23 protein-coding genes are annotated in these 21,294 nt (G+C 39.0%); 6 read left to right on the top strand and 17 right to left on the bottom strand.

Features of this window, described 5'->3' with window-relative positions:
• Positions 1 to 29: 29 nt before the first annotated feature.
• The 4 genes from gltX to AB3217_RS02965 all read right to left on the bottom strand — a co-directional run bounded on the left by gltX (position 30) and on the right by AB3217_RS02965 (position 4,741).
• The gene (gene gltX, locus AB3217_RS02980; protein WP_057784526.1) at positions 30 to 1,520 is read right to left on the bottom strand and encodes a glutamate--tRNA ligase; all 1,491 of its coding nucleotides are present in this window, start codon (positions 1,518 to 1,520) and stop codon (positions 30 to 32) included.
• Positions 1,521 to 1,603: 83 nt separating this feature from the next.
• Complete coding sequence (locus AB3217_RS02975; RefSeq protein WP_068806213.1) at positions 1,604 to 2,722, bottom strand: PIN/TRAM domain-containing protein; 1,119 nt, start codon at positions 2,720 to 2,722, stop codon at positions 1,604 to 1,606.
• Positions 2,723 to 2,752: 30 nt separating this feature from the next.
• Complete coding sequence (gene radA / locus AB3217_RS02970) at positions 2,753 to 4,123, bottom strand: DNA repair protein RadA (RefSeq protein WP_057784528.1); 1,371 nt, start codon at positions 4,121 to 4,123, stop codon at positions 2,753 to 2,755.
• An 81-nt stretch (positions 4,124 to 4,204) separates the two neighbouring features.
• On the bottom strand, positions 4,205 to 4,741 hold the full coding sequence (locus AB3217_RS02965; RefSeq protein WP_057784529.1) for a dUTP diphosphatase: 537 nt from the start codon (positions 4,739 to 4,741) through the stop codon (positions 4,205 to 4,207).
• A gap of 198 nt (positions 4,742 to 4,939) precedes the next feature.
• On the opposite strand from AB3217_RS02965, the gene AB3217_RS02960 reads away from it, so the two are divergent.
• The 3 genes from AB3217_RS02960 to AB3217_RS02950 all read left to right on the top strand — a co-directional run bounded on the left by AB3217_RS02960 (position 4,940) and on the right by AB3217_RS02950 (position 7,374).
• Positions 4,940 to 5,266, top strand: a complete 327-nt coding sequence (locus AB3217_RS02960) for a GNAT family N-acetyltransferase (protein ID WP_057784530.1) — start codon at positions 4,940 to 4,942, stop codon at positions 5,264 to 5,266.
• Positions 5,253 to 5,939 (top strand): ribose-5-phosphate isomerase RpiA, encoded by a 687-nt coding sequence (gene rpiA, locus AB3217_RS02955; protein ID WP_057784531.1) that lies wholly within the window; start codon positions 5,253 to 5,255, stop codon positions 5,937 to 5,939. The genes AB3217_RS02960 and rpiA overlap by 14 nt, the downstream gene beginning before the upstream one ends.
• 85 nt (positions 5,940 to 6,024) lie before the next feature.
• Positions 6,025 to 7,374, top strand: coding sequence for an aminopeptidase C (locus AB3217_RS02950; RefSeq protein ID WP_057784532.1), 1,350 nt, complete (start codon positions 6,025 to 6,027; stop codon positions 7,372 to 7,374).
• A gap of 413 nt (positions 7,375 to 7,787) precedes the next feature.
• On the opposite strand, the gene AB3217_RS02945 is transcribed toward AB3217_RS02950, so the two are convergent.
• From AB3217_RS02945 to AB3217_RS02935, 3 genes are all read right to left on the bottom strand, one after another.
• A complete protein-coding gene (locus AB3217_RS02945; protein ID WP_367365654.1) occupies positions 7,788 to 8,459 on the bottom strand; it encodes a 2,3-diphosphoglycerate-dependent phosphoglycerate mutase in 672 nt (223 codons plus the stop codon).
• A gap of 2 nt (positions 8,460 to 8,461) precedes the next feature.
• Positions 8,462 to 9,505 (bottom strand): DMT family transporter, encoded by a 1,044-nt coding sequence (locus tag AB3217_RS02940; protein ID WP_260267860.1) that lies wholly within the window; start codon positions 9,503 to 9,505, stop codon positions 8,462 to 8,464.
• A gap of 64 nt (positions 9,506 to 9,569) precedes the next feature.
• Complete coding sequence (locus AB3217_RS02935; protein ID WP_057784535.1) at positions 9,570 to 10,523, bottom strand: AEC family transporter; 954 nt, start codon at positions 10,521 to 10,523, stop codon at positions 9,570 to 9,572.
• 158 nt (positions 10,524 to 10,681) lie between these two features.
• Between AB3217_RS02935 and AB3217_RS02930 the strand changes: the two genes are divergently transcribed.
• A complete protein-coding gene (locus AB3217_RS02930) occupies positions 10,682 to 11,785 on the top strand; it encodes an LCP family protein (RefSeq protein ID WP_232310796.1) in 1,104 nt (367 codons plus the stop codon).
• A gap of 72 nt (positions 11,786 to 11,857) precedes the next feature.
• Here AB3217_RS02930 and accA read toward each other — a convergent pair whose 3' ends face one another.
• Genes accA through AB3217_RS02905 form a run of 5 tightly spaced genes read right to left on the bottom strand, consistent with a single transcriptional unit; the run spans position 11,858 to position 16,146 of the window.
• Positions 11,858 to 12,631, bottom strand: coding sequence for a carboxyltransferase subunit alpha (gene accA, locus AB3217_RS02925; protein ID WP_068806221.1), 774 nt, complete (start codon positions 12,629 to 12,631; stop codon positions 11,858 to 11,860).
• Positions 12,624 to 13,424, bottom strand: a complete 801-nt coding sequence (locus AB3217_RS02920) for an acetyl-CoA carboxylase carboxyltransferase subunit beta (protein ID WP_057784537.1) — start codon at positions 13,422 to 13,424, stop codon at positions 12,624 to 12,626. Before AB3217_RS02920 ends, accA begins: the two co-directional genes overlap by 8 nt.
• Complete coding sequence (locus AB3217_RS02915; RefSeq protein WP_260267857.1) at positions 13,408 to 14,751, bottom strand: acetyl/propionyl/methylcrotonyl-CoA carboxylase subunit alpha; 1,344 nt, start codon at positions 14,749 to 14,751, stop codon at positions 13,408 to 13,410. Before AB3217_RS02915 ends, AB3217_RS02920 begins: the two co-directional genes overlap by 17 nt.
• 2 nt (positions 14,752 to 14,753) lie before the next feature.
• On the bottom strand, positions 14,754 to 15,152 hold the full coding sequence (locus tag AB3217_RS02910; RefSeq protein ID WP_057784539.1) for a biotin/lipoyl-containing protein: 399 nt from the start codon (positions 15,150 to 15,152) through the stop codon (positions 14,754 to 14,756).
• 13 nt (positions 15,153 to 15,165) lie between these two features.
• The gene (locus AB3217_RS02905) at positions 15,166 to 16,146 is read right to left on the bottom strand and encodes a beta-ketoacyl-ACP synthase III (RefSeq protein WP_367365653.1); all 981 of its coding nucleotides are present in this window, start codon (positions 16,144 to 16,146) and stop codon (positions 15,166 to 15,168) included.
• 215 nt (positions 16,147 to 16,361) lie between these two features.
• Here AB3217_RS02905 and AB3217_RS02900 point away from each other — a divergent pair, with 215 nt between their 5' ends.
• Complete coding sequence (locus tag AB3217_RS02900) at positions 16,362 to 17,036, top strand: helix-turn-helix domain-containing protein (protein WP_100078201.1); 675 nt, start codon at positions 16,362 to 16,364, stop codon at positions 17,034 to 17,036.
• On the top strand, positions 17,033 to 17,926 hold the full coding sequence (locus AB3217_RS02895) for an IS3 family transposase (RefSeq protein ID WP_087128590.1): 894 nt from the start codon (positions 17,033 to 17,035) through the stop codon (positions 17,924 to 17,926). Before AB3217_RS02900 ends, AB3217_RS02895 begins: the two co-directional genes overlap by 4 nt.
• 72 nt (positions 17,927 to 17,998) lie before the next feature.
• Here AB3217_RS02895 and AB3217_RS02890 read toward each other — a convergent pair whose 3' ends face one another.
• From AB3217_RS02890 to AB3217_RS02870, 5 genes are all read right to left on the bottom strand, one after another.
• Complete coding sequence (locus AB3217_RS02890) at positions 17,999 to 18,499, bottom strand: PTS sugar transporter subunit IIB (RefSeq protein WP_057784541.1); 501 nt, start codon at positions 18,497 to 18,499, stop codon at positions 17,999 to 18,001.
• The gene (locus tag AB3217_RS02885; protein WP_057784542.1) at positions 18,499 to 18,903 is read right to left on the bottom strand and encodes a PTS sugar transporter subunit IIA; all 405 of its coding nucleotides are present in this window, start codon (positions 18,901 to 18,903) and stop codon (positions 18,499 to 18,501) included. The genes AB3217_RS02890 and AB3217_RS02885 overlap by 1 nt, the downstream gene beginning before the upstream one ends.
• A 60-nt stretch (positions 18,904 to 18,963) precedes the next feature.
• The gene (locus tag AB3217_RS02880) at positions 18,964 to 19,335 is read right to left on the bottom strand and encodes a DUF956 family protein (RefSeq protein ID WP_057784543.1); all 372 of its coding nucleotides are present in this window, start codon (positions 19,333 to 19,335) and stop codon (positions 18,964 to 18,966) included.
• Between the two features lie 197 nt (positions 19,336 to 19,532).
• A complete protein-coding gene (locus tag AB3217_RS02875; protein ID WP_068806234.1) occupies positions 19,533 to 20,450 on the bottom strand; it encodes a PTS system mannose/fructose/sorbose family transporter subunit IID in 918 nt (305 codons plus the stop codon).
• A gap of 21 nt (positions 20,451 to 20,471) precedes the next feature.
• Positions 20,472 to 21,281 (bottom strand): PTS mannose/fructose/sorbose transporter subunit IIC, encoded by an 810-nt coding sequence (locus tag AB3217_RS02870; protein WP_367365652.1) that lies wholly within the window; start codon positions 21,279 to 21,281, stop codon positions 20,472 to 20,474.
• Positions 21,282 to 21,294 lie beyond the last annotated feature (13 nt).

The following is a 21,294-nucleotide window of genomic DNA, read 5'->3' as shown; positions in this document are numbered from 1 at the left end:
AGAAACTCATCTCCCACAATCCTTTTTTATTACTTATCCAGTTCATCAATCATTGCTTTCAAGTGAGACATTGCGGTCTTTTGACCCAAAAGTTCAATGGTTTCTGGTAATTCTGGTCCATGCATTTCATGGGTAATGGCAATTCGAATTGGCATCCATAACGCACGCCCTTTAACACCAGTTTCTTTTTGAACCGCCTTAATAGCAGCTAAAATTTCGACTGTATCAAAGATTTCCATCTTATCAAACCGAGCATACATTGCCTTTAAAACTGGCAAGGCAGTGTCTGCCGAAATTTCTTGCTTCGCTTCTTCATTGATCTCATCAGGACCATTGAAGAACAAATCAGCCATTTCATTAATTTGCGCAGTATAACTCATTTGACGTTTATAAACGTTAATTAATTTACGTGCCCACTCAACCCGTTCTGGTTCAGGATTTTTTTCAATGTTACCAGCCTTTATCAATTGACGCAAAGCGGAATCCATCACTTTATCTTCATCAGCCGTCTTGACGTATTGGTTATTGATCCATTCCAATTTTTTGCCATCAAAAGTTGCAGGTGACTTACTCAAACGTTTTTCATCGTACATTTTAATTAATTCACGTTGGGTAAAGATTTCACTTTCACCAACTGGTGACCAACCAAGCAAAACAATGAAGTTTAACATAGCATCTGGTAAATAACCGAGTGAACGGTACTGTTCGATAAACTGAAGTACACTCTCATCACGTTTACTTAACTTTTTGCCAGTCTCATTATTTATGATTAAACTCATATGACCAAACTTGGGTGGCTGCCAGCCAAATGCTTCATAGATCATCAATTGTTTTGGCGTGTTGGCAACATGATCATCACCACGGAAGACATGCGAGATTTCCATTTTATGGTCATCCACCACAACGGCAAAGTTATACGTTGGCATCCCATCGCGCTTTTGAATGACAAAATCGCCACCAATTGTACTTGAGTCAAATGAAATATTGCCCTTAACAATGTCATCCCAGGTATAAGTTTTGTGTTCTGGAACGCGGAAACGAATAACTGGTTCTAAACCAGCTGCCTTAGATTCAGCAATTTTAGCTTTGATTTCGTCATCGCTCATCCCAGCGTATTCATAAACATAACGAGGCATTTCGCCACGTGCCTTTTGTTCTTCACGTTGTTTTTGAAGCTCTTCTTCTGTCTCATAAGATTCATAAGCCAAATTTTTGTCCAACAACTCTTGAATCAAAGGTTCATATATAGCCTTTCGTTCAGACTGACGATAAGGACCATAATCACCAGGCTTATCGGGACCTTCATCCCAATCCAGCCCCAACCATTTTAGATTGTCCAGCTGACTACGTTCACCATCCTTGATATTACGGCTGGTATCCGTATCCTCAATTCGAATAATAAACTTGCCCTTGTAATGACGTGCAAACAGATAATTAAACAGAGCTGTTCGTGCATTTCCAATATGCAAATGACCAGTAGGACTTGGTGCATAACGAACACGAATCTTACTTTTTGCCAAAATTAACGCCTCTTTCTAAGTTTTTCACATTTTATTGCTTAATCAATTGTACAATTGCCACTCAAATAAATAAAGCCACAATCTTAGCTATTTTCTGAGTTACGCTCACTAATTCCTCGTGTCGAATGTAACGGTTTTGCGAAAATCATTCGCCCGGCATCTGTTTGAAGCGCACTTGTGACAACAACATCCAATTCTTGATTAATGAAGTACTTACCTTCTTCAACCACAACCATGGTACCATCATCCAAATACGCAACTCCTTGTTGCCGTTCTGTTCCGTTTTTAACCACCATCACATGCAGGTTTTCACCAGGAATGACCCGTGGTTTCAATGCATTGGCTAGAGCGTTAATATTTAATACTTGAACATTTTGAAATTGGCTCACTTTGTTGAGATTATAGTCATTGGTGACAATCACCGCATCCTTATCCTTTGCCAATCGAATAAGTTTGCTATCGACTTCATCAATTTCTTCATAATCACCTTCATACATTTCCACCGGGATAACATGATCACTTTGTAATTTGTTTAAAATATCCAAACCACGACGACCACGTACTCGTTTGATACTGTCTGAAGAATCCGCAATATATTGTAATTCATACAAAACAAAGTTAGGAACCAGTAGCGTTCCCTCAATAAAACCAGTCTTAATCAAATCATAAATTCGACCGTCAATCAAAATATTGGTATCCAAAATTTTATAGTGATGAAAATTATCTGAATACTTGCGATCTAAGACGTTTTTGGCATTCTCAGGTTCCTTACGACGCGTGAACAATTTACGCCATTCGTCAGCCTGTGTGGTTCCAATCCGAAATCCCAAGTAACCCAAAGTCAACATTAAAATGATGGGTACAACAGTATTCAAAAAGAAGATTTGTTGACGATAAAACAATGTTGAAATCAAAATTGCCAAAACCAGCCCAACAACCGTTGATAAGCTTCCATATAGCAAACGGACCGGTGGAATCTTTGAAATCTGTTTTTCTAAGCGACTTACTAATCGTTCAATGTAGCCGGCTAAGAACAGTGAAATAATAAAGAAAATAATTGCTCCAACCACGAAATTTGTAACTGAATTACTTAGCCACCAATGATTACCTAACGACAATAACAGCCATAATGGTGGTAACAAAATAGCACCTAGCGCACCACCTGCTAACGCAAAAACGGCCTTAATAATATTCCTTTTCATTAAACATCCCTCCTTTCAAATTTAAACCTACTATTTAAAAATTCTTCGCAACGCATCTGACAAAGTTGCGACACCCACAACCTCGATACCAGTTGGTGGTGTCCATCCTTGAAGGTTGTTTTTAGGCAAATAAATACGTTTGAAGCCCAGCTTTTGAGCCTCAGCCACCCGTTGTTCAATTCGGTTTACCCGGCGAATTTCACCCGTCAATCCAATTTCACCCACAAATGCGTCCATCGGGTCCGTTCCCTTATCGCGGTAACTAGACGCAATACTAATTGCAATAGCTAAATCAATTGCCGGTTCATCCAACTTGACACCACCGGCAGCTTTTAAATACGCATCTTGGTTCTGCAGCAAAAAATTAGCCCGTTTTTCCAAAACTGCCATAATCAAAGAAACTCGGTTATGATCCAGTCCACTAGCTGTGCGTTTTGCATTACCAAAAGTAGTGGGCGTGATTAAAGCTTGGACTTCAACCAAAATTGGTCGTGTCCCTTCCATTGAAACCACGATGGCGGAACCCGTAGCATCTTTTAGCCGTTCTTCCAAGAAAATTTCTGAAGGATTGGCAACCTCTTGCAAACCCGTTTCACGCATTTCAAAAATTCCCAGTTCATTAGTTGAACCAAATCGGTTCTTTACGGCCCGAAGAATCCGATAAGTGTGATGCAAATCGCCTTCAAAGTAAAGAACTGTATCCACCATATGCTCCAAGATCTTCGGCCCCGCAATTGCACCGCCCTTAGTCACATGACCGACAATAAAAATTGTAATATTGTTAGTTTTTGCAATCTGCATCAGTTCGGCAGTGATCTCACGAACTTGCGCTACACTACCAACAGCAGATTGGATATCCGGCTCCTGCATTGTCTGAATCGAATCGATAATCACATAGGTTGGTTTGAGTTCTTTGATAGCCGCTTGGATGCTATTCATGTCAGTTTCTGGGAACAAATAAAAATTCTCACTAGCAACATGTAAACGGTCGGCACGCATTTTGATTTGGGCAGCACTTTCTTCCCCAGATACATATAAAACGCGATGCTTTGTTTCGCTTAGTTGACCAGAAATTTGCAAAAGCAATGTTGATTTTCCGATTCCTGGATCACCACCAATCAAAACAAGTGATCCAGTTACAATACCACCGCCTAAAACTCGGTTAAACTCATCCAAACCTGTTTTTACACGGGGAGTTTCACTCATATCAACTTGGCTAATTAGTTGCGGTTTGGCTCGGTTACCTTCGAAACTAACTCGAGCTTTGTGATTAACTTTTTCGCTTTCAACCCGCTCTTCAACCAAAGTGTTCCATTGACCACAACTTGGACACCGGCCTAAAAATCGAGGCGAAACGTAGCCACAATTTTGACAGACAAACTGAGTCTTTTCTTTTGCCATAGTAGTATCTGCTCCCTTCAATTTTAGCATATTCTTACCAAAACAATTGGTTTGAAAATATCTTTATAAATCTTTAACTAACTACTTACCAGATGAACCAAAACCACCTACTCGTTTTTCAGCTCGTTCATCTTTTCCGTCGGCCTGTAAATAGGACATGAAGATTCCCTGTCCAATCCGTTCACCTTTTTTAATGGTAATATCTCTTAACCCCATATTAATGAGTTGAAAGTAAATTTCACCTTCATTGCCAGCATTATTATAGTAATCCGCATCAATAATCCCTACACCATTTGGCAGTATCACTCCTCGTTTCAAAGGACTGCTAGAACGATTTGCGGCCAACAAAAACTCGTCATCTTGCATATATGCTTTAATTCCGGTTGGAACCAAGAAAGGCTTTAGGTCCTTACTACCATTCACCAAGTCAGTTTCACTGACTGGTCGCTTATGATGTAGTGACCAGAGCACCTTTAAAAAGTTACCTTTCCAAATAGAGGGTAAAACAAAATCTTCAGCCGCCTCAAAATCATAACCCGCTGCGTGCTCTGTGGATCGATATGGAAGATTGAGATTTTTATCTTGATATTTAGAAACAATTTCAAAACCACGCTTCATACTTAAAAATTCCCTTCTTATTCATCTAATGATTAATTTCGCATTAAAAGGTTCAATCTTTGTATATTATCCGTTTGAAATGCCGTTTTGTAAACTAATTCATTTAAAAAATAGGGAAATTTAAGTTTCCTAATTGACTTTGCAAAATTCGGAGGTGACAATTAAGGGGAATTAACAATTTGACAAGGAAGTGTTGGGATGAAATTCACTAATGATGGTCAGAAAATTAGTTTTAACTATCAAGATAAAATTGGCGGGTGCGTCACCTATTTTCCAATCCGTGATGACCAAACCTTAGTTATTGAACAAGTTTTTGTGAATCCAGCATTACGTGGGCAAGGCATGGCACAGCAGCTCATGATTGAAATGCTAAATTTTGCAAAACAACAGAACAAGAAAATCTATCCACTCTGTCCATATGCCCGTGCTTATTTGAAAAAGCACTTGGAATACCAAGCTTTAATTGAAAATCATTCGGAAGCAGAAGTTCAAAAAGAAAAGGAGAAAAGTAATGGATCAAAATGAACTCAAAAAATTAGTTGGTCAAGAAGCTGTCAAATTTATTCAAGATAACACCGTTGTGGGTCTTGGAACTGGATCAACCGTAAAATTCATGGTTGATGCCCTAGGTGAACGTGTAAAAAACGAAAATCTTCATGTTATTGGGGTCCCTACCTCTAATCGGACAGCTAAACAGGCCGGATCACTGGGCATCGAAGTAAAGTCGGTTGATGAAGTTGACCACATTGATCTCACAATTGATGGAGCCGACGAAATTAGTGCAGATTTTCAGGGCATTAAAGGTGGCGGTGCGGCTCATCTTTTTGAAAAAATTGTCGCAACTAACTCAACAAAAGTCATGTGGATTGTGGATGAATCAAAAATGGTTCAGACGCTTGGAAAATTTCCACTTCCTTTAGAAGTCATTCCCTATGGTAGTCAACAGGTTTATAAAAAGCTTGCCGCTAAAAACCTCCATCCTGAATTTCGATTAGACGAGGCTGGCAAAAATGTCCTAACCGATTCAAAAAACTACGTCATCGACTTACATCTAGGCAAAATTGAACATCCTCACGAATTGGCTGATTATCTGATCAAACAGGTTGGGATCGTTGAACAGGGCCTGTTCTTAGATATGGTGAATACCATCATTGTGGGTCGCCAGAACGGTCCCGAGGTTATTCAAGCCCGTCCCTAAAGAGTTTTTAATCAAGATTTAAGCATTTACTAATTATTCTTTTTCGACTACAATGTTTATATATTAAAGGTTAGGAGTGAACAAATTGAGTAATAATAGTATTTCTAAAGATCAAGTTGCTCGTTACGCAAAAAATTATAACGAACAAAACAAGTCTAAAGTCCTTGAACGCGCGGTTACTAAGAACGGTATCTTAGCGGCTAGCGAAGGCCTTCGTGGCGGTGCTGATTTCAGTCCCGTTTTCTCAATTGACTTAGAGACAGGTGCTGTTGCCAATCAGAAGCAAAGTGGCCGTTGTTGGATGTTTGCCGCATTGAACACGATGCGTCATCATTTATCTGAAGAATTCAAGATCAAAGATTTTGAACTTTCTCAAAACTACACTTTCTTCTGGGACAAGTTTGAAAAGTCAAACTGGTTCTACGAAAATGTCATCGCTACTGCTGACAAACCAACCTCAGATCGTAAGGTTTCATGGTTGTTAAACGAACCTCAAGGTGATGGTGGTCAATGGGACATGTTATGTGCCCTCATTGATAAATATGGCATTGTCCCTGAATCTGTTTACCCCGAAACTTACAACAGTAACAAATCAAACGAATTCAACACTTTATTAAACGAAAAACTTCGTAAAGATGCCGTTGAATTACGCGAACTTGTCAACAATGCTGAAACTTCAGATGAGCAAGTTCAGTCACGTAAAGAAAAAATGTTGGAAGAAGTTTACCGCATGGCTTCATACAGCTTTGGTGAACCACCTACAACATTTGACTGGGAATACCGTGATGATGACAAAAACTTCCATCGTGAAGCTGGATTAACACCTAAGTCATTCTTTGAAAAGTTTGTTGGTTGGGACCTTAAGAACTATGTTTCAATCATCAATGCGCCTACAGATGACAAACCATTTAACCACACATACTCAATCGAAATGTTGGGTAATGTTGTGGGTGGTCGTCAGGTTAAGCATTTAAACTTAAATATGCATGACTTCAAGCAAGCTGCTATCAACCAACTTAAGGCTGGTCATAGTGTTTGGTTTGGTTGTGATGTCGGTCAGCATTCAGAACCAAGAAAACGTGGTTTATTGGATCTTGGCGTTTACGATGAAGAAGCTTTGTTTGATATTGATTTATCAATGTCTAAGGCAGAACGTTTGGATTACAGCGAAAGCTTGATGACTCACGCGATGGTTATTACTGGTGTTGACTTGGTTGACGGCGAACCAAAGAAATGGAAAGTCGAAAACAGCTGGGGCGAAAAAGTTGGAACTAAGGGTTATATGGTCATGACTGACGAATGGATGAGCGAATATTGCTACCAAGTCGTTGTGGACAAACAATTCTTAACAGAAGACCAACGTAAGGCACAAGCAGAGGAACCAACTCAATTATTGCCATGGGATCCAATGGGTGCATTGGCATATAAGGATTAATGAACGAAACAACACGTTAAAGTCCAAATAAATAAGAGCGCTGTAAGCAGGAGAATTCCTGCTGTAGGCGTTCTTATTTATTTGGACTTGTGTTGTGGAGTTGTCCTAATAGTGAGTGAAACACGGTGTTTAATTTCGTAATTATAAGTGAGATGGAGGTGGGGATCGCAATCCCGCAGGAATCTTACTTATAATTATGAAACTGCTGTGTGGAACTGTCCATTAGTGAACGAAACAAAGCGATTAGTTCGATAAAAATAGGTGAAGCGAAAGTCAGGTGAATTTCTGACTGACAGCTTTACCTATTTTTTGTTAGTTCTGTATTATGTAGTTTTCTACCTTTCTAAACCAACATCAGATAATCAAAAAAGACAGGCACCTCTGAAATTCAGAGGTCACCCGCCCTTACTAATTTAGTCTAAAACTTCTTTACTAATAATATTTAATTCTTCATCGAATTGATAAATAATGGGTTCTCCATTAGCGACTTCAACCCCATCGATACCTTCGTCACTAATTTGTTCCAAATATTTAATTAAGGCTCGCAAGGTACTTCCATGAGCCACAACAAGCTGATTTTTACCTTCTAAAAGCTTTGGTGCAATCTTATCCATCCAATACGGCAGTAACCGATTATAGGCCATTTCAAGGCTCTCGCCCCGTGGCTCAACATCACCCAACTCCACGTAGCGACGATCTGATTCAGTTGTCGTTAAAAGTGGTGGGACGGCTTTAAAACTTCGTCGCCACAAAGCAACCTGATGGACACCATATGTTTTTCGGGTTTCGTCCTTATTTTGTCCACGTAAAGCCCCATAATGCCGTTCATTTAAACGCCATGTTTTATGAATTGGCAACCAATTTTGATGCATCTCATCCATCACAATGTCTGCAGTGGTGATTGCTCTTTTTAGCATCGAGGTATGGACATCCTCAAACTGAATCCCCGTTTGCAAAATAAGATTACCAGCTTTATGTGCTTCTTGCCTACCCTGTTCGGTAAGTGGTACATCACTCCAGCCTGTATAGACATTATCGCGGTTAGCTACACTTTGACCATGTCGCAATAAGACTAAATCCGTCATTTTTAATCCTCATCTTCAACATTTGAATTAAAGCTTTCGACTTTTCCAATTAAGTCATTTGAATCAGTTTGATCTTCTTTTTCAGGATAAACTGGTTGTCCCATTTCGGAACGAATTGATTTAGAACGATTACCAATAAATGTAATCACTGATCCCATCAAAATAATCACAATTCCAATAATGGTTGGTAATGTAATTTGTTCACTCAAAATCAGTGCTGCCAGTACAGGTGCCAGTGCTGGTTTGATAAAGAATACAAGTGAAGCAGTTGAAACATCTGATGTCTCCATTGCCAAGAAGTAAAATGCAAATCCACCACCAGTGACACAAACACCAATGAAGAAGAGCAATGGTAAGTACTGCCAACTAATATTCTCGAAAACGGGAATATTGACAAACTGCTTAAGATAACTAACTTGACCCATTGAACGACCGATAGCTGAAACATGCGTTAACAAGACAATGGCCAACAACTCAACTGTCCCGGTTAAAAAGGTAAAACAAGTCATTACGATCCCGTTTAAATCTCGTTTTTGAGAACCATAACGGGAAATGATACTGTATAACCCAAACGTTAATGCCGAAGTGACCCCTAAGGTTAGTCCCACGACATTTGTTAAATGTGCAGGGTTAACAATAACCAACAGTCCGATTACTGAAACAACTACTGAAATTAAATTAGCACGTCCTAAACGTTCATGCAAGATTAAATACGAAAAAATTAAGGCAAACACTGGATTGCAACTAAACAATACTGCAACTGTTGCTGCCGGTGAATAAACAATTGCCAATTGATACAATGTCATACTAATGATGACACAGATAAATCCAGTAATCCCGAACAACCTTAAATCTTTCCAATTCAGCTTACGTTGCTGTTTTTTTAGAGAATTCAAAGCGATTGGTAGTAAAACTAATCCACCTACTGCAAAACGAATCAGATTCAATTGAATTGGATCAAATGCGCCGCCCGCCATTTTTAAGGCAATCTCCATCAAACTAAACATTAAAGTTGAAAAACTAATGTAACCGACTGTTTTTCTCAATTTCTTTATTATCTCCCAAATATTTTAAACTAAAGTTCTTTTCCTACTATATCTTTACAAAATCTTAAGTAACCAATCCAGACTTAACAAACATCATTAATAATGGAATGACAATCAAACTCAAAAGTGTGGTTTCCGTAACCATGATGGCCGCATACTTTTCATCGGCATGATATAATTTTGCAACCACTGGTGCGTTTGTCATAACTGGCATTGCAGACTGTAAAATGAAAACTTGTTTCATTAACACTGGCACAGGCATTGGCAATACCAAAAGACTCATGAGAATGGGCGCAAAAATAAATCTTCCAGACAAAACCCCTAAACTATCACGGTTAATTTTGACGTTTTGAATACCAGCTCGTTGAATCGCAATCCCAATAAAGAACATAGATAGTGGGATTGTTAATCCGCCAATGTACTGGCAATCCGTTAAGATAAATTGTGGGAGTTGGATATGAAAAATAACCAACAACACACCCAAAATAAAACCGAGAAGCGGTGGTGAAAAGATCTTCCCTAATGTCGTCTTTAAACTGAATTTTTCAGTTTCCGTACCATCCCGTTGAATCAGCCAAACACCTAACGTCCAAAAGATTGTGGTGTTTGCCATATAATAAACTAACACATATGGTAAGCTGCGGTTCCCAAAAAGTGCCATATTCACAGGTAACCCAATGAAAACTGTGTTAGAATTTAAAAACATTGATTCAAATAGTCCCTTATGTTGCTCTTTTATTTGCATGACCCGGTACAAAACAGCAGCTAATGCAAATAAAATTAACATCGACAAAACCGGAAAACGCAAATCTGGTAGTGTACTTAGTAGCTTTTTTGCAGTAAAATCATTTGTAATCGTGCTAATCATGTAGGCAGGCAAAGCAATTTGAGTAACTAATTTTGCGATCAGTTTTGAGGAACTTTCATCAAACCACTTTCGCCAAGACAGAATATATCCAACGGCAATCATCACAATAATTATGATAACGCCTTGAATACTATGTATAAAAATTGTGATTTTATCCCTTCCCTAGATGGTGTATGATAAGTGCAACAATGATTAGTATAGCATATTTTCATAGCTTGTTTTCATAAAAAGGCCGCCAAAATATGATGTAACCACGAGGAAAACGTTTTAATTTTTAAAATTAAATAATTGAAAAGAGGTTCACCTTAGTGAGTGAGAAACACATGAAGAGCTCTAAAAAATCGCACAAAAAAATTTGGTGGAGTATTGGCATTATTGCTCTGCTTTTATTGGCCGCTGGTGGTGTTAAAGCTTACACCATGTACACAAGTGCCCAAAAAACAGCAAAACAGGCATATCAAAAAGTAAAAACACCGACCGTTCGAAACGTTGCAAAGGTAATCAAAAATAAGGACCCACTTAACGTTTTAATTTTGGGAACCGATACTGGTGCCCTTGGACGAAAAAACAAAGGCTTGAGTGACACAATGATTGTGGCCTCATTAAACGCTCAAAAAAAGACGACCTATATGACAAGTATTCCGCGTGATACGGAAGTCACCATTAATAACACGACTCAAAAAATCAACGCTGCGTATAATATTGGCGGCGCAACCCAATCGATTAAGACAGTTCAAAATTTACTTGATGTGCCAATCGATTTTTATGTTGTGATGAATATGGGTGGTCTTAAAGAACTAGTTAATTCAGTTGGCGGTGTAGATGTCACACCACCTCTAACCTTTAAATATGGTTCAGCCAACGTGAAAAAAGGTGTTAAAACTCATCTGACAGGTAAAGAAGCCCTTTCTTATTCAAGAATGCGTTACGATGATCCTAACGGTGATTACGGTCGTCAAAAACGACAACGCCAAGTCATTTTGGCCATTGTTAAAAAGGCCCTCTCAATCTCATCAGTCACTCGTTTCCAAAAGATTATGAATTCTATCCAAAAGAACATGAAAACGAATCTAACTTTCAACGATATGTTGGCACTGCGTTTCGATTACAAGAACGCCTCTCATCATGTTAAGTCTGACACATTGGAAGGAACAAGCGAAACAATTGACGGTTTATCTTATCAAGTTGCTTCCATGGCCGAACGTCGGAAAATTTCAAATAAGATTCGAAAAGAATTAGGGCTGTCCAAAACTAAAAAGCTCACAGCTTCAAGCTCAAGCACAGATACAACCAGTTCATCGACTAGTGAGCAGAGTTCTGCCAGCACATCGACTAGTACTAGTACTGACTCATATGGATATAGCACCTCTAGCAGTGACAGTTCTTATACAGGCGCCCCAACTGGACCATAACGTTTAACCAAACAAAAAAGAGAAGCACTTCAACTTTTATTGAAGTACTTCTCTTTTTTTGCTTGAAATAAGCTATATTTGCGTAATATTTTCAAATTTCTTAAACCGTTGCGTCTTTAACTGCAAGCCATTCAATTTCTCTAGTTCGTTCAAAGAATTTACTATAGCTTTATCTATCCTGTCCATCAAAGTATTCGACGGGGACTCCACTACTATCTGATCTACTAACCCGATTTCTTTTAATTGCTGAGCAGTCATTGGCATAAACTCACTGGCATCTTGTGTTTTGTTCCGGTTTTTTAAAATGGCTTGTACCGCTTCTGGTGAAGCCACCGAAAACAAAGCATTTTCCAGCATTAAAATTTGATTGACATTACTAAACGCTAACGCACCTCCACTATGGCCTTCACCTAAAAATAAGGCAACGTTAGGCACGCTTAGCTGACCCATTTTTAAAATAAGATCTGCAATTGCCTCACTTTGTCCATGTTCTTCTGAAAATGCACTGGCATCTGCGCCAGGCATGTTGATGAGTGAAATAACAGGCCGTTTAAACTTCTCCGCCGCTTCAACGACTCGTAATGCTTTGCGGTAACCAGTCACACGCACAGCGCCACCATTTAATTCGCGCCGTTGCTGAATGTTGCTTCCCCGATTAATTCCCAAAACATTCACTGGTTGTTTGTGAAAGAGCCCAATTCCAGCAGTTAATGCTGGATCATCTCCCAGCAACCGATCCCCGTGAACTTCAAAAAAATCTGAAATTAATTGCCTGATAACTTGCCGGGCCGTCAAACGATTGGGTGAACGAATTAACTTAATTTTTTCTTCTAGCGTTTTAGTCATGAACATCATCCCCACTATGTAAACGCAACAGCGTAATCAACTTAGTTCTCATATTCTCACGTGCTACAACTTGATCCACCAACCCATGGGTCAGCAAATCTTCTGCCGTTTGAAAATTCTCTGCAGGCTTTTCATGGGTGGTTTGGCCAATGACTCTTTTCCCAGCAAAACCAATTTGAGCGTGATCCTCTGCCAGAACATAATCTGCTTTAAATCCAAAACTTGCGGAAACACCCCCCATCGTTGGATCAGTTAAAACGTTAATCACAACATGTTTGGTTGTTTCCAAATCTGGCCACTGATTTAAGATTGTGTTCATCTGTAGTAATGAAAAAATGCCTTCTTGCATTCGAGCTCCACCGGAAGCAACGAAAAAAATCAATGGTAATTGTTGTTCAATTGCAATTTGCATGATTTGTTTAATGGCACTACCTACCGTTGTGTTCAAAGTTCCCATCATGAAGTGACTGTCCATCACACCCATTGCTACTGGAAAGCCACCAATATTGGCGATCCCAATTTTAATAGCCTCTTCGTCATCAGTTGTAGTTTTTGCTCTTTTTAATTTTTCCGAATAACCTGGAAAGTTCAAAAAATTAGTTGTCTGAAACTTCAAATCAATTTTTTGCCAACTCCCAGCATCTACTGTGATTTTTAATCGTTGGTCAGCTGTTAATCGTTGCAGGACACCACAAAATGGACACCGAAAATCCGGTGCCCACTGTAAATCATGCACATGTTTCCCACAATGTTGACAAACTTGCCAACTATTTTTTTCAGGCATATGACTCATGATTTGATTCCTCCATCAGCTTACCTACTGAATGAATATCGTACTGATCCGTAACAAATTTTTGACTGGCCACCACGCGTTTTAATTCAGTTAAATTTGTTCCAATACCACAAACTTCCACTTGGGATAAAGCCTTTTGCATTTGTCGAATCGCCTGATCCCGATCCGGAGCATAAACAATAATTTTTGCCAATAAGCGATCATAAAACGGGGTGACTTTATCACCACTCTGCAAACCAGTATCCACACGAACTCCCGTTGGCATTAAAAATGTTTGCAACTTTCCCGTCTCAAAGACAAAATTTGTCAAATCGTTTTCTGCGTTTAATCGGCATTCAATGGCATGACCATCAAAAGTTACATAGGAAAATCCTAAAGAATTATGTGCCGCAGCTTTTATTTGGGCTTGAACAATATCAACACCACTGGTTTCTTCAGTGATACTATGTTCCACTTGTAAGCGGGTATTCATCTCCAGAAAATAAAACTGGTGTTGAACCAACAAAAATTCGACTGTGCCAAGACTTTGATAATTGGCATCATCCAATAACTGGTGGACCAGTTTGTAAAGTTCTTGGCGCTCTGGTTTTGTCAGTACACTAGCATTACTTTCTTCAATAATTTTTTGGCGATGACGTTGTAAACTGCAATCCCGATCACCTAAAATTAAGAGTTTATCCGGTAGTCCTAACACTTGAACTTCAATATGACGAGCATCTTCAAAATCCCTTTCCAAATAAATCGACCCGTCTAAAAAGGAGGAATCTGCCTCTTCTTTCACAATTTGATATTTAGCAAACAACTCTTTGGCAGAATGTGCCATGCGAATTCCCTTACCACCCCCGCCATGACTAGCTTTCAATAATATTGGATACCCTAGCTTGTTTGCTTGATCATACAACTGAGTCTCACTAGTAATCATGCCTGAGCCTGGAATAATGGGCAATCCCCGCTGTTTAGCAATTCTTCGTGAATTTGTTTTGTCTGAAAAATCATGAATAAGACTAGCTTGGGGACCAATCCACGTCATACCACATTCTTCACACATTTGTGCAAACAGTTCATCTTCAGATAAAAAACCATATCCTGGATGAACTGCATCCGCATTTGTATTGATTCCGGCCATTAGAATTGCTTCTCGATTAAGATAGGAATTTTTTGCACTAGCTGGGCCAATGCAGACAGATTCATCAGCAAGCCTTACAAATTGTGCTTGTCGATCGGCTGTTGAATATACAGCCACAGCTACGATATTCAATTGATGGCATGCTTTAATGATACGCACGGCAATTTCGCCACGATTCGCAATCAATACTTTTTTAAACATAATTACTTATCCTTTTTTATTGATAATAATGGCTGGTCAAACTCAACTGAATCACCATCTTGAACCCTTACGTCATCAATTAGACCACCACGCGGACTAGTGACATCATTAAATAATTTCATACTTTCAATTTGAGCGACGACATCACCGGCACTCACTTTCTGGCCATTTTTCAAAGGTGTTTCGAAGTGCACAATTCCCACCATGGGACTTTTAATGACAAACTCATCAGAAGTTACATCCCTTTGACTTTGCTCTGGTTTAACTGAAACCATTTGTTTAGTTGTGGCATCAAACCCCTTTTTTACATGAATTTTAGTTTGGTCAATTTCAAGTTCTACCTCACTAAAATTCATTTGTTCTAATTTATCTAATAATTTATTGAGATCTTCTAACTTCAATTCTGATAACCTCCTAGAAGCTAATCAACATGCTCGCATAATCGAGACCAGCCCCAAATCCAGTTAATAAAACCTTTTTTGACCGTTTTGGATCACGTTTTAATTGATCTAAGGCCATTGGTATTCCAGCTGATGAGGTATTGCCATACTCCGTGACATTGACCGGAAACTTAGACATTGGAATTGCCAATACATCGCTAATTTTTTCGATAATCCGAAGATTGGCTTGATGACAAATAACCGCGTCAATTGTATCTGCGTTTAACTGATTCTTACTCAAAATTTGTTTCATTTGCGTCGGCACAGTTTCAGTCGCAAATGAAAATACGGACCGCCCATCTTGATAGAAGGCATCTAGTTTTGGATAGTTAGTTGCTGCTATTTCTTGAATGGGAGCAATTCTGCCACTGTGAATGGTTTGATGTTGGCTTCCAACACTCTGCAATTTTTCATCAACAAAAAATTCTTCTTCAGGGTTTTCCGTCACTTCTAAAAGTGCGCCACCAGCGCCATCCCCAAAGAAGACTGCGGAAGTTCGATCTGTGAAATCCATCATCTTAGAATTGGTTTCGCCACTTATAACGAGTGCATTGTGGTACCGGCCAGATCTTAAGAACTTTTCGGCTGTACTTAATCCAAATACAAAACCAGCACAAGCTGCTGAAATATCCATTGCAAACGCATTGTTAGCTCCAAGCTTATCCTGAACAATACAAGCTGTTGCTGGCGTTAAACTATCAGGTGTGATTGTTGAAACCAAAATCAAGTCAATGTCTGTTGCTTTCAACCCACTCTTATTTAAAAGTTGGTTTCCCACCTGCACACATAAATCAGATGTGTTCTCATTATGCATGGCAAAGTGGCGCGTTTGAATTCCTGTATGCATCTGAATCCATTCATCGCTAGTATCCATAATTTTGCTTAATTCAAAATTATCGACAATTCGTTCAGGAACGTAATGCCCCGTTGCTGCAATCTTAACATGTACCGTCATTCTTTCATTCCTCACTTAACCTATTTTCTTTATTTTACCAATCTTTTTGGGGATTGGGGAATTTGAAGAAATTCTCATGTAAATCTTTATAATAAATTAGCTTTTCAGCAAAAAAAGACTGTCTCAGTAAGTCACTCCCTCACTGTGTAATAATCCCTTTATGGTTGTCAGATGAAATAATATAATTCATCTAATAACTATGGAGGGATATTTGTATGCCCAGAGCTAAGTATACAGAACTTGAAAAGTTAACCTTGCTTGAGCAATTCAGGCAATCAAAAATGTCTAGTGAGGCCTTTTCGAGAGAACATAATGTTAATGGTAATGTTTTTAGAACGTGGTTAAAACGTTATGAGCGTGATGGTTTTGAGGGATTAAAAGAAGCACGTCAGAATAAACATTATTCACAGAAATTAAAGTTAGAGGCAATTCACACGTATTCAAATGGTGACTATTCGCTTGCAGAAGTGGCTCTTAAATTTGGTTTACGTTCAACAAGTCAATTAGTAAACTGGATTTCCAGGTATAATGAGGACAAAACGGTGACGATGTCACCATCTAGAAAGTTGGTCCTCACTATGGGTAGAAAAACTACTGTTGAAGAACGAATTGCAGTTGTAGAGTATGTAACCAAAGATAAACATAGTTATAGCGAAGCTGCCACTCATTTTCAGGTTTCCTATCAACAAGCACGTTCTTGGGTGCTTAAGGCTCATGAAAGAGGCTATGAATTCCTCGTAGATAATCGTGGTCATCACAAAAAACAAGCAGCACTTACAGATTTGGATAAGGCTAATTTACGAATTCGTGAGTTAGAATCGCAATTAAAAGACAAAGAACTTTATGAGGCCTTCATAAAAAAATTTCAGGAACTACGGTACAAGGGGTGAAAAAACAGCATCAACTGGCTTACCAGGCAATTAAGGACGTCAGTAAAGGTCATCATGGAGCAATCACAAAGCTACTGGTAATTATCGGCGTCAGCCGACAAGCATACAACAAAGGACTCAAACGCCAAGAAACTGTTTGGGAATTACGGGATCAACGACTTAAAGAACGAGCACAATACTGGTTTGATTTTCATCATCAAGGAATTGGAGCTGGTAATTTATTGGAAAATTTACGCCAAGATGAACAAATTAACTTCCCAGTTACATTTAAGCAGGTCCGTCGAGTAATGCGTGAACTAGATATTCATTGTCAGATTCGCAAGAAAAAACATAACCGTGTAAAGCAATCGGAACAGTATATTCAGGACAACGTATTGAATCGAAAATTTAAAGTGACAGCGCCCAATCAAGTCTGGCTTTCTGACTCAACAGAGTTGTCATATGGTATTAACGGTGAATACAAGGTGCGCCTGAGCGGCGTTTTGGATCTTTATGGTCGGCGACTTTTGGCCTATAATCTCAGCATTACGGAAACAAGTGCCGCAGAAATTCAAGTTTTTCAACGGGCTTTTACTCAAGCAGGCGATGTGCATCCAATGGTGCATACAGACCGAGGCACGGCATATACCTCGAAATCGTTTAACCAATTTATGGATCAATTCCAGGTCAGACGTAGTATGTCACGGCCTGGCACGCCCTATGATAACGCACCAATGGAGCGTTGGTGGAATGAATTTAAGCTACGCTGGATGGATCGTCACCCAATGGCGAAAACCTATCCAGAACTTGTGAGCTTAGTTGAAGAAGGAATCATCTACTTTAATCACCACAACCGTTCAGCACAAAGAAATGGCCTCACCCCAGATGAATACTGGAATGAAGCCATTTAGATACATGTTAAAATTTATATTATTTCATTTGTCAACTTGACAGGGCCTAGTACACTGACACAATCTTCATCACTACAACTTGTTTTTTTCAAGCATTGGCAAGATATCTTTCTTTCCATCACTCGGTACTTTTTGAGCAAACACATTTAATCCCAACTCAGTCAAGGAACGAATGGCATCTGCTTCTTTTTCACCGACTGCAATCGTATCATTTAGCATGGTCATGCCTTCAGAAAATGCTAAACTGCCCACATCGATACCCAACGCATGCAAATCAACACCACCCTTAACTAAACGCAGCATATCTTGCATTGTTTCCGTCAACAGTAGAACCTTAAATGAATCAAACATTGGCTCTTGGTAGAGACGCAACATTTTTTCAATGGTGATCACATTTGTAGGAACTCCCATTGGCGCCGCCTGTGTAATTAACGTCTTTCGGAGCTCGTCATTTGCCACTGTGTCAGAAACCACTAAAATGCGATTAGGATGCACACTTTTAGTCCATGAGGTAGCAACTTGTCCATGTAACAGCCGGCTATCCACTCGCGCTAATAATATTTCCATTGGCATTATTTATCGCCATCTTGAATTTCTAAATGACGAACCCCTGCTTTAGCAGTTTTTTCCAAGTGATTGACAACAGTGTCAATTGATTGATCACGAACAGTGTATGCTTCAACTAACATTGGTAAATTCAGACCCGCAATCAAGGTCATTCGGCCTGCATTTTCCGCCACAATCTGTGTGGCCACATTAAATGGTGTCCCACCATATAAATCAACTAAAAATACAATCTGATCTTCCGAAGAAAAATCAGCCACACTTTTTTTGTACTGTGCTTCTAATTCTTCCGGATCTTCATTTGGCTGAAAATTAATTGCCTGAACCTCTTCTTGTTTTCCAAAAATCATAAATGAAGAATTCATGATACTTTCAGCAAAATCGCCATGTCCTGCAATAATATATGCAATCATAAAAATAAGTCCCCTTTTATTTAATCAAACACATTTTGAATGATGTGGTCTACTTAACCTCTACCTGCGACTTTTTCTTGTAAAGAGTCGTTTAATGATATCCCACATACCCAAAGAACGCACAATATGACTGGGATCAATATACTTACGAATAGCACGTAAAACCTTTTTGGGATCCTTTGCGGAAAATGAATAGGTTCCGTTTTTCTTTGTTTTAATGGCAAATCTTGGAATCCATTTACCCTTAAAAATAACCGAAACGATGACGTAATCCACTTCGGCCCACGGAACTTGAACAAATTTCCGAACATCGCGATCATTAAAGAATTCAAATCCGTGATTACCAATCATAATTTTCCCGTAATCGGTCATCCCCAAAAATGAGGTTCCTTCCATAACTAAATCAACTTTTGTATTAATTGATTGTGGCATTTAAATTTACTCCATTTCTTCCTCTTAATGACCATAATTATAAGGCGTTTTGCTAATTTACGCAAAACAATCAATTAACGATCAAAAAACTTAAATTAAAAAAATAAGTAAAATCATTTCTGACTTTACTTATTCAAGATCTTCATTCATATTCTGAATGTTAATCATCAGGTTATATCTGTTAAACTAATTTAATTTTACATTAAACCAATAACATGGAATACAACACCGACAACGAATAATCCAAGAATAACAACCAATGGAGAAACTTTCTTCTTTAATAACCACATACATAAGAATGTTAGCAAAACTGCGGCTAATCCTGGAATCAAAAGATCCAAGTTATCTTGCAAAGTAGTCACTTTATCAATTGTTAAGGACCGACCAGCGGCTTGTTGAATCAAAGCTTCTTTGACTCCAGCAAATCCAGATGGAAGATGACTCCAGTCAATATAAGCACCTTTAGCCTGTTTAACTGTTGAGACAACGGGCGTGAACTTAACCACAACCCACCGGTTAATTAAGGCACCAATGACAAACATACCAACAATGGAAGCTACTTTGGTAACATTTTGTAAAAGACCACCAGATAAATCTTTAGTGATTTCACTACCTGCACGATAACCAAACTCTTGTGTGTACCACATGAAGCCCATACGAATGACGTTCCATGCAACGAAATACAAGATAGGTCCCATAATATTGCCACCCATTGCAAGTGAAGCTGCAACGGCACCAATAATTGGTTTTACAGTGTACCAGAACACAGGATCTCCGATACCAGCAAGGGGTCCCATCATACCAACTTTAACGTTTTGAATGGTTGCATCATCAATTGGTGCACCATTTGCACGATCCTCTTCAAGAGCCATCGTAACACCGATGATTGGTGAAGCTAAATATGGATGAGTGTTAAAGAATACTAAATGACGTTTTAATGCTGCTGAACGTTCTTCTTTTGTTTTATATAAGCGCTTGATCATTGGGATTAGTGAGTAACACCAACCACCATTTTGCATACGTTCATAGTTCCAAGAACCTTGAATGAAGGTCTGACGCAACCAGATCGAAATGTGATCTCTACGTGTTAATTTTAATTGTTTATTATCAGCCATTTTGTGTTATCCTCCTTTTCCCTAATAGTGATCTATGATATCGCCGACTGGATCACCAGTGTTTGAACCACCGCCGTTATTGTTAGAACCACCTTGTTGAGAAAGTGATAAGTAGATAAGAGCAAGTGACAAACCAATAGCACCAAGAGCAATAAGAGTTAATTCACTAATGGTTGCTAAAACAAATCCAATGGCAAAGAATGGCCATACTTCACGAGTTGCAATCATGTTGATAACCATAGCATAACCTACGGCAACAACCATACCACCACCAATTGACAAACCACCTGTCAACCAACTTGGCATTGCATCTAGCATTCCTTTAACGGGACCAGCACCAACGGCTAAGATTAAAGCTGCAGGAATTGCAATACGCACACCTTGCATACATACAGCGAATAAATGCCATCCTTCAACACCGCGAATACTTCCACGTTCTGCAGCAGCATCCATCAAATGAACGACAGCAGTTGCAATGGTACGCACGATAATTGTTAATAATAAGCCGGCAACTGAAAGTGGAATAGCAATAGCAATAGCAGATGAAACTCCGGCTCTGCCTTGGCCACCAAGAACTAAAATAATTGCAGAAGCAATAGATGCTAAAGCAGCATCAGGCGCAACAGCAGCACCGATATTTGCCCAACCTAAAGCGATCATTTGAAGTGATCCACCTAAGATCATGCATGGAACTAAGTTACCTGTTACTAAACCAATTAAGGTACATGCAATAACTGGTTGATGAAAATGAAATTCATCCAAAATTCCTTCCATACCAGCTAGAAATGATACAAAAATCACTAATATCACTTGAATAGCATTTAATGTCATGATTATTCCTCCG

The organism is Pediococcus parvulus, from assembly GCF_964063155.1.
GTDB lineage: Bacteria > Bacillota > Bacilli > Lactobacillales > Lactobacillaceae > Pediococcus > Pediococcus parvulus.
Note: the sequence above shows the minus strand (reverse complement) of the source record. Positions and strands in the feature narration are given on the sequence as shown.

Coding starts and splice junctions, on each gene's coding strand:
- AB3217_RS02975 (WP_068806213.1), bottom strand. CDS start 2,722: ATGAAAAGGAATATTATTAAGGCCGTTTTTGCGTTAGCAGGTGGTGCG.
- radA (WP_057784528.1), bottom strand. CDS start 4,123: ATGGCAAAAGAAAAGACTCAGTTTGTCTGTCAAAATTGTGGCTACGTT.
- AB3217_RS02965 (WP_057784529.1), bottom strand. CDS start 4,741: ATGAAGCGTGGTTTTGAAATTGTTTCTAAATATCAAGATAAAAATCTC.
- AB3217_RS02960 (WP_057784530.1), top strand. CDS start 4,940: ATGAAATTCACTAATGATGGTCAGAAAATTAGTTTTAACTATCAAGAT.
- rpiA (WP_057784531.1), top strand. CDS start 5,253: ATGGATCAAAATGAACTCAAAAAATTAGTTGGTCAAGAAGCTGTCAAA.
- AB3217_RS02945 (WP_367365654.1), bottom strand. CDS start 8,459: ATGACGGATTTAGTCTTATTGCGACATGGTCAAAGTGTAGCTAACCGC.
- accA (WP_068806221.1), bottom strand. CDS start 12,631: ATGACTAAAACGCTAGAAGAAAAAATTAAGTTAATTCGTTCACCCAAT.
- AB3217_RS02920 (WP_057784537.1), bottom strand. CDS start 13,424: ATGAGTCATATGCCTGAAAAAAATAGTTGGCAAGTTTGTCAACATTGT.
- AB3217_RS02915 (WP_260267857.1), bottom strand. CDS start 14,751: ATGTTTAAAAAAGTATTGATTGCGAATCGTGGCGAAATTGCCGTGCGT.
- AB3217_RS02905 (WP_367365653.1), bottom strand. CDS start 16,146: ATGACGGTACATGTTAAGATTGCAGCAACGGGGCATTACGTTCCTGAA.
- AB3217_RS02900 (WP_100078201.1), top strand. CDS start 16,362: ATGCCCAGAGCTAAGTATACAGAACTTGAAAAGTTAACCTTGCTTGAG.
- AB3217_RS02890 (WP_057784541.1), bottom strand. CDS start 18,499: ATGCCAATGGAAATATTATTAGCGCGAGTGGATAGCCGGCTGTTACAT.
- AB3217_RS02885 (WP_057784542.1), bottom strand. CDS start 18,903: ATGATTGCATATATTATTGCAGGACATGGCGATTTTGCTGAAAGTATC.
- AB3217_RS02880 (WP_057784543.1), bottom strand. CDS start 19,335: ATGCCACAATCAATTAATACAAAAGTTGATTTAGTTATGGAAGGAACC.
- AB3217_RS02875 (WP_068806234.1), bottom strand. CDS start 20,450: ATGGCTGATAATAAACAATTAAAATTAACACGTAGAGATCACATTTCG.
- AB3217_RS02870 (WP_367365652.1), bottom strand. CDS start 21,281: ATGACATTAAATGCTATTCAAGTGATATTAGTGATTTTTGTATCATTT.